1 protein-coding gene is annotated in these 946 nt (G+C 67.1%); it reads right to left on the minus strand.

The features are described 5' to 3' along the window. Positions 1-310: 310 nt before the first annotated feature. Positions 311-817: a DUF4440 domain-containing protein gene (locus ELR45_RS04030; RefSeq protein ID WP_165367459.1), complete on the minus strand. Its 507-nt coding sequence runs from the start codon at positions 815-817 to the stop codon at positions 311-313. Between the last annotated feature and the right edge of the window lie 129 nt (positions 818-946).

Here is a 946-nt window from a genome sequence, read left to right on the forward strand (position 1 = left end):
ATCGAGGCCAAGTACCAAGCCGGAATCGTTGCCACCAAGAATCTGACCGACACAACTAATCCAGCTTGGGCCCTCCCCGCCCCGATCGTGGCGCTGCTTCTTGGCGGATAGCGCATCCACTCTGAGTCGGCGCAGAGTGTTGGCAACCGACAGGCGCTCCGTGTGATCCGTTAACGGACCAATCATGCACGGGGAGCACGCCGGGATTCAGAGGAAGGCTTGAAGCCATCCCCAAAGTAGCGGTCATTGAGCGACGGCTGAGCTTTGTCCTGCCCCGCGCGAGTCTGACCAAGACTGCCATCCCGACCGTTCACACCCAGGTCTCATGGAGGTGCCGCCATCGCAGTCCGTGCGGTGCGCGATGTTCGCGGATGAATGTGGCAGTGGCTTGCCGTTGCGATCGGCCCGACGTCGCGCCGCGGTGTTCCTCGCGGTATGTGGCGACCACCGTCTCCGCGTCGGCCGCGACGAGGGCGATGTCGTGGATGCGGATCTCGATCGTCGGCTCGGTGCCGTGCGCGGCCTGGACCGCCTCCAGGACGCGCTCACGATCCACCAGCGCGCCGTCAGGGTCGACCATGGTGAACGCAGGGGCGAGCACATCGCGGAAGCCTCCGAACTCGTCCCCGTCGAGCGATGCGCGGCCGGAGAGCCAGCGCTCGATGATCCGGTGCAGGCGGATGATCTCCCCTCTCGCTGCCACCGTGTCCGAGTTGCTGTCTCGGGTCGCCGCGTCATGGCTCGCCGTCAGGTCCGAGCGCACATGCGCGCCCGTGCGTACGCCGCCGTCGTGGTCGTGGTCGTCGTGGTCGCGCACGCTAGACCGCCGCTTGCGCGAGCGTCGTCCACGGTTGGGCACGAACCCAGGCCCGAAGCGGCGTGAACCGGATGCCCAGCATTTCCTCAGCGCGGCCCGACGACGCGTCGCCGGCCCAGTCGGCGCAAG

Source organism: Phytoactinopolyspora endophytica (assembly GCF_004138495.1).
In the GTDB taxonomy this organism is placed as follows: Bacteria; Actinomycetota; Actinomycetes; order Jiangellales; family Jiangellaceae; genus Phytoactinopolyspora; species Phytoactinopolyspora endophytica.